Annotated in this window: 9 protein-coding genes; 7 read left to right on the plus strand and 2 right to left on the minus strand. The window is 58.0% G+C overall.

Annotation, left to right across the window (positions count from 1 at the left end; all coding sequences use genetic code 11):
* Positions 1–144 precede the first annotated feature (144 nt).
* A complete protein-coding gene (locus IRZ24_RS14745; RefSeq protein ID WP_297165551.1) occupies positions 145–1,578 on the minus strand; it encodes an ATP-binding protein in 1,434 nt (477 codons plus the stop codon).
* A gap of 15 nt (positions 1,579–1,593) precedes the next feature.
* Positions 1,594–2,283, minus strand: coding sequence for a response regulator transcription factor (locus tag IRZ24_RS14750; RefSeq protein WP_297165553.1), 690 nt, complete (start codon positions 2,281–2,283; stop codon positions 1,594–1,596).
* A gap of 607 nt (positions 2,284–2,890) precedes the next feature.
* Here IRZ24_RS14750 and IRZ24_RS14755 point away from each other — a divergent pair.
* From IRZ24_RS14755 to IRZ24_RS14785, 7 genes are all read left to right on the plus strand, one after another.
* On the plus strand, positions 2,891–3,382 hold the full coding sequence (locus tag IRZ24_RS14755) for an Asp23/Gls24 family envelope stress response protein (RefSeq protein WP_297165555.1): 492 nt from the start codon (positions 2,891–2,893) through the stop codon (positions 3,380–3,382).
* 20 nt (positions 3,383–3,402) lie between these two features.
* Positions 3,403–3,879, plus strand: a complete 477-nt coding sequence (locus IRZ24_RS14760; RefSeq protein ID WP_297165557.1) for a hypothetical protein — start codon at positions 3,403–3,405, stop codon at positions 3,877–3,879.
* Positions 3,880–3,975: 96 nt separating this feature from the next.
* Positions 3,976–4,551, plus strand: coding sequence for an alkaline shock response membrane anchor protein AmaP (gene amaP, locus IRZ24_RS14765; RefSeq protein ID WP_297165559.1), 576 nt, complete (start codon positions 3,976–3,978; stop codon positions 4,549–4,551).
* A gap of 119 nt (positions 4,552–4,670) precedes the next feature.
* Positions 4,671–4,865, plus strand: a complete 195-nt coding sequence (locus IRZ24_RS14770) for a hypothetical protein (protein ID WP_297165561.1) — start codon at positions 4,671–4,673, stop codon at positions 4,863–4,865.
* A gap of 308 nt (positions 4,866–5,173) precedes the next feature.
* The gene (locus IRZ24_RS14775; protein WP_297165563.1) at positions 5,174–5,863 is read left to right on the plus strand and encodes a sigma-70 family RNA polymerase sigma factor; all 690 of its coding nucleotides are present in this window, start codon (positions 5,174–5,176) and stop codon (positions 5,861–5,863) included.
* Entirely contained in the window at positions 5,860–6,243 is a 384-nt protein-coding gene (locus tag IRZ24_RS14780) for a zf-HC2 domain-containing protein (RefSeq protein ID WP_297165565.1), read from the plus strand. Before IRZ24_RS14775 ends, IRZ24_RS14780 begins: the two co-directional genes overlap by 4 nt.
* A gap of 278 nt (positions 6,244–6,521) precedes the next feature.
* The coding region (locus IRZ24_RS14785; RefSeq protein WP_297165567.1) for a hypothetical protein at positions 6,522–6,920 on the plus strand (399 nt) is incomplete at its 3' end.

The following is a 6,920-nucleotide window of genomic DNA, read 5'->3' on the forward strand; positions in this document are numbered from 1 at the left end:
TAGTTCCTCCCTGTAAAAGCACTATGCCGTCACTCCAATTGACCCACTCTTTTATCTTTTACGCTGAGCTGTTGCGCCGTTTACGGGATTGGGAGAGAATCCCCCTGTAGAGAAAAAAACTCCTCCGTAGCAATTGAGGCCCGTCTAGTATACGTTTGCTTGCTGTCCGGGGCCTGCCCCGAGGGGCGCAGGCCGCGGCTGTAGTCTCTCCGAGCGCTGGCTCTGCGCTAAGGGCAGGCTGAGCGTGGCAATGGTGCCTTGACCAGGCACGCTGGTCAGCGTCAATTGGCCACGATGGAGCCTGGCGATACTGCGCGCAATCGAGAGGCCCAGGCCGGTGCCACCGGCCTCACGCGAGCGCGCCTTATCGACGCGATAGAAGCGCTCTCCAAGGTGTGGCAGATGCTCCGGTGGGATGCCAATACCTGTATCGTGAACCTCCAGACAGGCCCGTCCGTCGCGTTCCAGGGTGCGAATAAGGACCTTGCCGCCTTGCCGGTTGTATTTGAGGGCATTATCCAGCAGGACAAGAATGGCCTGTTCGAGTAGCAGGGGATCACCGATCACATAGGGTCTCCTTAGAGGCTCCTCTTGTACTTGAATAGCTTTCTGGGCTGCGAGCGCCCGAATGCGCCGCGCCCCATTATGGGCCAGGGCCGCTAGATCGACAACCTCATGCTCGCGATGCATCTGGCCGCTGTCAAGGCGCGCCAGGGTAAGCAGGTTGTTAGCGATCGCTGCCAGGTGGTTGGTTTCGGTAACGATATCTTCTAAAAGGGCGGCATCCTCCCCCTGCAAGCGCTCACGACTGCGCAGTAAGACCTCAGCATCGGCCCGCAGTAGGGTGAGAGGCGTGCGTAGCTCATGCGAGGCATCGGCGATAAAACGCTGTTGATTGGCCCAGGCCAGACGTGCCGGGGCCAGGGCCCGGTTTGCCAGAAAGAGACCACCGATGCCCGCTCCAAGCAGGCTTAAAGCTCCCAGGCAGAGCAAGAGGATCAGCAGTAACGAGAGGGCATTTTCCTGGGCCTGGATTGATTCGCCCACCATCACGACCCCTCTGGCGCCAAAGCTGTTAGTGCCAGGCACAGCCACAGCATAGCGATAGATAGCTCCGAAGGAGCGCCCTCCGTCAACAATGTCGCTGGCACTGCCTTGTTGAGCAGCCTGTTGTACAAGGTTACCGCTGAGCAGGCCCGGTGGAAGCTGATCAAGGTTGTCAACCAGGAGATGACCCTGCGCATCAAAGCAGAGCACCCATTCCATCGCTGGGCCTTCTTTGCTGGGTGCCGGGAAAGGGTTGCCCGGCAGAGGAGAGGCACAGGCACGGTCAAGATGTCCCGCAAGCCATTGCTCGACGTGCATATGCGCATGTTGCTTAGCCGTGTCCTGCAGTGGCTGCAAGAGAAAGTAGTGGGCGCCAAAGTAGAGCGCTACCCCAAAGAGGATGAGCGCCGCTCCCAGAACACCACAGTACCAGAGTGTCAGGCGCGTGCGCAGACCACGGAAGAGGCTCGCTCCCGCTTCTTGAGTTAGCAGCCGTCGTCTAGGCCAGTGCCATTTGTGGCCTTGGAACATAGTACTATCCCCGGTTTACTTGCCGTTCTCCCGCCCTTCAATTTTATAGCCCACGCCACGTACAGTTTTTATCAATGGATAAGCGAAACCTTGATCGATCTTGTCACGCAAGTAGTGAATGTAGATATCGACGACATTGGAGAGGGCATCGATGTCATAGCGCCAGACAGCATTGATAATCTGCGTGCGGCTGAGGACTTGGCCAGGATGGCGCATGAGATACTCTAGCAGCGCGAACTCTTTCGCTGTCAGTTCAATGACTCGTCCTGCGCGGCGCGCCTCGTGACGCACCAGATCAAGGGTCAGGTCGCCAACAGTCAACTGGAGGTTATCATCAAAGCGGCGGTCGCGTCTCCGTAGCAAGGCATTGATGCGCGCTAGCAGCTCAGCCATAGCAAAGGGCTTGGTTAGATAATCATCCGCCCCCACGTTCAGGCCAGTGACGCGGTCTTCGATAGCACCGCGCGCCGTCAGCATGAGAACGGGTGTGGTAATGTGCTCGGCGCGCATCTGCCGACAAATCTCTAATCCATCGATGCCAGGCAACATCAGATCAAGAATCACAATGTCATAGGTGTCCGAGAGCGCCAGATCAAGGCCGCTCTGGCCATCGTGAGCGAGATCTACAGTGTGCCGCTCCTCTTGCAGCACACGGCGCAAGAGATAGGCTAGACGCTTCTCATCCTCAACGACAAGAATATGCATGCCTTCCTCCCCCGAATGCTCACATTTGCCGGTACGGCAGGCAGCGGTTGACTACCTCGGACGGTTGTGCTTTCTTTCCTTGCTCTCCGCCCTGTCCTCTGAGAGGCCTTCTGCATGCTACTAACTGGGTTCCAACAGCCAGAGAGGAGAAGGCGCTTGACTCCCTGGTCGCTTCTCAGAGTCCGCCCTTTCCAGCATAACAGCTCTTTATGAGAATCCGATTGGAAAATTGTGTGAACTTTGTTAAGCTCAACGGCACCCGGCTTCTTGTTAGTTGCTCGCTGTTTTGCTCCAGGCAGAAACGCCGGACCGGGACAGGCCGTGTTTGTTTGTGGAGTCCTTCTTGTAGGGGAAAGATGGCGCCCGCTGGTCGCCACTAACGAAAAGTGAGGCGTGACTTTTTGAAAGTTCTGCCGTCTCTCTCTTTCGGTGGTGGACATTCGCATCCTCTCTATCATAAAGATGAGAGCAGCCTGATAGGCTCTTTTCGGTAGCCATCTTCCTTTTGTCTAGGGCCTGAGCGGCCCGAAGCATACGACAGAGGCAACGCAAGAAAAGAAGCAATACCGATAGCTACTCTTTGCTACGATCAAAGGAGGTTGTTAAAATGGCAGATCGTCCTGATGAACAGACGACCGCAACAGCTACGGCCACCCAGCATGGCCCGATTCGCGGAGTTGCCCCCGCGACGACGGGGCGTGGGCTGGAGGCAGTGACCCCACAAGGGAAGACCTCGATCGCCGATAATGTCGTGGCCAAGATTGCCGGCATTGCCGCCCGTGAGATTGAAGGGGTACATGATCTGGTTCCTACCGGGGCAGGGGCAGCCATTGCTGGTCTGGCCAGCCGCGTTACTGGTGGAGATACACGCTCGCTTGGCGTCAACGTTGAGGTTGGTCAGCAGGAGGCGGCCATCGATCTGAATATGGTGGTCGACTACGGCGTGAGCATTCCCCAGGTCGCGGCAGCAGTGCGTCAGAATATCATCAATCGCGTCGGGGCTATGACAGGTCTCACGGTCAAAGAGGTCAATATCGCGGTGACTGACCTCTACTTCCCTGAAGAGCAGGCGCGTCAGAATCAGCCACGCGTGCAATAGCAGAGAGGATGGCCAGGGGTATGACTGAGCAGCAAGCGGCCCCGAGGAGCCTTGACGATCTCTCGTTGGCGCGGGCGGTGGCAGAGGCAGTTTGTCAACTTCCAGCGGTGCTGGAGCTAAGCGCGGGTCGCTTCGCCCGTGAAGGTACCTATGGTCCTGGCGAGTTTGTGCGTGGGGTCGTTTTGAAACGCCCCACGCCAGACTCGCTGGAGGTTGATGTCCGGGTGGTGTTGGCCGAGCAGGCTCTACGCAGTTCGCCAGTGCAGCGCGATGGCCATTCCACTCGTAGCGGTGGCTCTGTCGGCACCGGTGGTAGCGTTGGCTCTCGGCCTCAGCGGCGTCCACCTCCGTCTAGCGCTAGCCGTAGCAGCGCGAGCAATGCGCTCTCTCTTCTGGAGTTGAGCGAGCAGATCCGCACTGCGGTCCAGCGTGCGCTTGCACAAGCTGGGCAACAGCCTGCACGCATGATTCATGTCTTCTTCGATGATGTGCGTTAGGGGCTGTCTTTGTAACGTGCGCTCCCACTCCCTCTTGATGTCTCGCAAGCTAGTGAGTGGGAACGCCGTTTCTCTCTGCTTTTCTGAGGAAGTGCTATGAGAAATATATTCAATCGTCTGTTGATCCTGCTCTTAAGCCTGGCGGCCCTGGTCGCGGGAGTTGTGCTCATTCTGTTAGAGGCGGGGCTGGTCACCGCAGCCCAGGTCAGTCCTGGCGGTTTCTTGCAACGGCAGTGGGAGTTTTTGAGCCATCTTAACCAGGCCGATGCTACTACCGCGACTCTTGTGGGGATAGGTCTGGCGCTGGTCGGTCTGATCCTGCTCATCGTGGAGCTGCTGCCGGGCAAGCGTCCACCAGCCCAGTTCGTTATCCAACACGATAGCCGCGGTATGGTCGCTGTAACGCGTAGTAGCGTCAATGAGCTAGTGCGTTATGTTGCTGGGACGGTGCCGGGCATTGTGGAGACACGCGGCGCCGTGCGCCAGGAGCAACAGGGCCTGCGTGTGCGCGTTCAAGCGGCGATTTCTCCAGATGCGGCGGCCCCGGAGGTGGGCAAAACGCTTCAGGAGAAGCTACAGCAGACTCTTCAGCACCATCTTGGCCTGCCAGTGGCGCGGGTAGAGATTGCAACGCAGGTTGCCTCTCCAGGACGCGGTAGGCGAGTCCGCTAGGGAAGGAAGAGCAATGCTCCGCTCGACCAGGTTGGCTGGCTGCGCTGCCGTAGCTGGTCACACTCGCAGGTGAGCGTGGCATTGCGCAATGCACTGAGATGAAAGGAGGAAGTGAGAAGATGACCGCTCGTACCTTGGGCCTGGTGCTAGGCTTTGCCCTTGGGGTAGTCTGGGTAGCCTTTGGCTTTGGGGCCGCGCTCCTGGTTGCTGTATTGGCCTTTCTCGGTTGGCTGATCGGCGGGATCGCCGAGGGCCGTATTAATGTGGTGACCCTTTGGGAGGATTTGCAGGGACGCCGGCGCGATTTGGTCTGAGGCGAGTGAAGTCGCTCATTCGCTCGCTCTCTCGCCCCGTTCCTGACTCTGCCCTGGCATGACCGCCAGGGACTGTGCTGCCTCTAGTTTCTATGGTCGCTCAGAGCCTTCTCCTGTCTGGTGTAGCTGCCGAGCCTGCCTCAAGAGAGCCAGGCAGGAGAGCAAAGTTGGACAGACCGCCGTAGCCTTCTGATCCAGCCCTGGGAAAGGCCACTGCGGGTTAGCTGATGGGTAGGGCAGACAGTTCCTTCTTGCGTGGGCGGTCATGCCTGCTCTTTCGCAGGTGGAATACGTCCTTGGACGAGAGCATGCTTAGTGATGCTGTTCTGGTGATGCGCTGCCAGCGTGAGCTGCCCGCGGTTACGCGCAGCTTTGAGGAGCTGGTCCGGCGCTATACCCAGCGCATCTATACCTTGGTCTATCGGATCGTCGCCAACCGGGAGGAAGCTGAGGATATCACTCAGGATGTCTTGCTTAAGGCCTACTACTCGCTGCCCCAGCTTAAGCAACCCGCCCAGTTTTCAACCTGGCTGTATCGTATGGCTACCAATGCCGCTCTGGACTCGCTGGAGCGGCGTCGGCGCCATGCGTGGGCTTCCTCTATTGAGCAGGTGCCAGAGCAGTCTCAGCCTTCTTCGACGGCAGCAGTCGCTCTGGCCCACCCAGAGGAACAACTACTGCGTAATGAGCTGAGAGATTGTATTAATACAGTTCTCTGTACTTTAGAGCGAGATCAGGCTCAGATTCTTGTGATGCGAGAGCTGGAAGAGCTGAGCTATGATGATATGGCGCGCGCACTTGACTTGAGCCTGGGAGCCATCAAGATGCGTCTGCATCGGGCTCGGTTGGCTTTCCAGCGTCTCTTTCTCAAGCTCTGTGGCCATTATGCGCGGGTTGTACGCCCCCGCTCTCGGTCAGAGCGTGCAGAGCGCCAGCGTTCACCTCAGCAGGCTCAGCAGGTTCTGCGGCAGCGGAGGACAGCAGAGGAGCAGTCATGAATTGTGACGAACTGCGATCCCTTCTTCCAGAGTTGGTTGACGGCAGTTTATCCCCAGCCCAGCACGCTGAGGCTCGGGCTGCGCTTGCGGCCTGTCCAGACTGCCGCCGTGAATTCGAGATTGCGCGCCAGGTCCATGTTTTTTTTCAGGCCCTGCGGCAGCGCGAGGGCGCGGTCCCTTCGGTGTCAGGCGATCTGGAGCGCCGTATCCTGACCCGTCTTCATCAAGAGCGCTGTAGCCTGGAGTTGCTCGACCTCTCAGCCTTAGCTTTGACAACCTGGCTGAGAGAGTTGCTCCAGATGCTGGGCACTCTTCTGGTTCCGAACTGGGAGACTAACGAGGAGGGCGCCGCTGTGCAGGTTGACGCCAGGCCTTCCTGAGGTGGTTACCCAGCCTTTTTCGGACTGCTTTGCTTCTCAGGCTGCCTTGTCCTCTGTTCGTCCGCCATGTGAGTGCGGTCCCCCCACTCTGTCCTGATCGGGTCAGTTGGTTGCTCTGGCAGCCCGTCCGGCGCTGGAGCGAGGCATGGCGGGCAGAACAGAGTGGGCAAATGCTCGATGGGGAGCCCGACGGGTGGATGGGTGCCAACTCAGCATAAAGTATCACTGTGAGTGAGCACGGTGGTTGCTGCAGTCTGCTAAGGAAGATGAGGAAGGCCATGAGTATCCAACCAGTTATTGATAGCTTGAGCAAGACGCTGCTGGAGATCGCTTCGTTTGTCCCTCGCTTGATCAATAGCTTGTTGCTGCTGGCCATCGGCTATGTGATTAGCCTGCTGGTGCGCTGGGGACTGCGCTTCTTCCTGGATCATTTGGGGGTGCAGCAGCTCGGTGAGCGCCTTGGCTTTGCGGCTTTTTTACGCCGACTAGGTCTTTCTCCTTCGGTGCCACGTTTCCTGGCAAACGCGGTTTTCTTCTTCTTGCTGCTGAGTTTCTTTACATCTGCCGCTCGCTTACTTGAGTTTATAAGCTTAGTTGACTTTTTAGATGCTATTCTGCACTTTGTGCCGCGAGCCATCAGCGCTGCCTTGTTGGTCTTGCTTGGTGGCCTAGGGGCA

This window comes from Thermogemmatispora sp. (genome assembly GCF_019683755.1).
Lineage (GTDB): Bacteria > Chloroflexota > Ktedonobacteria > Ktedonobacterales > Ktedonobacteraceae > Thermogemmatispora.

Excerpts from the sequence above, each read along its gene's own strand:
- IRZ24_RS14745 (WP_297165551.1), bottom strand. The coding sequence starts at position 1,578 with ATGTTCCAAGGCCACAAATGGCACTGGCCTAGACGACGGCTGCTAACT.
- IRZ24_RS14750 (WP_297165553.1), bottom strand. The coding sequence starts at position 2,283 with ATGCATATTCTTGTCGTTGAGGATGAGAAGCGTCTAGCCTATCTCTTG.
- IRZ24_RS14755 (WP_297165555.1), top strand. The coding sequence starts at position 2,891 with ATGGCAGATCGTCCTGATGAACAGACGACCGCAACAGCTACGGCCACC.
- IRZ24_RS14760 (WP_297165557.1), top strand. The coding sequence starts at position 3,403 with ATGACTGAGCAGCAAGCGGCCCCGAGGAGCCTTGACGATCTCTCGTTG.
- amaP (WP_297165559.1), top strand. The coding sequence starts at position 3,976 with ATGAGAAATATATTCAATCGTCTGTTGATCCTGCTCTTAAGCCTGGCG.
- IRZ24_RS14770 (WP_297165561.1), top strand. The coding sequence starts at position 4,671 with ATGACCGCTCGTACCTTGGGCCTGGTGCTAGGCTTTGCCCTTGGGGTA.
- IRZ24_RS14775 (WP_297165563.1), top strand. The coding sequence starts at position 5,174 with ATGCTTAGTGATGCTGTTCTGGTGATGCGCTGCCAGCGTGAGCTGCCC.
- IRZ24_RS14780 (WP_297165565.1), top strand. The coding sequence starts at position 5,860 with ATGAATTGTGACGAACTGCGATCCCTTCTTCCAGAGTTGGTTGACGGC.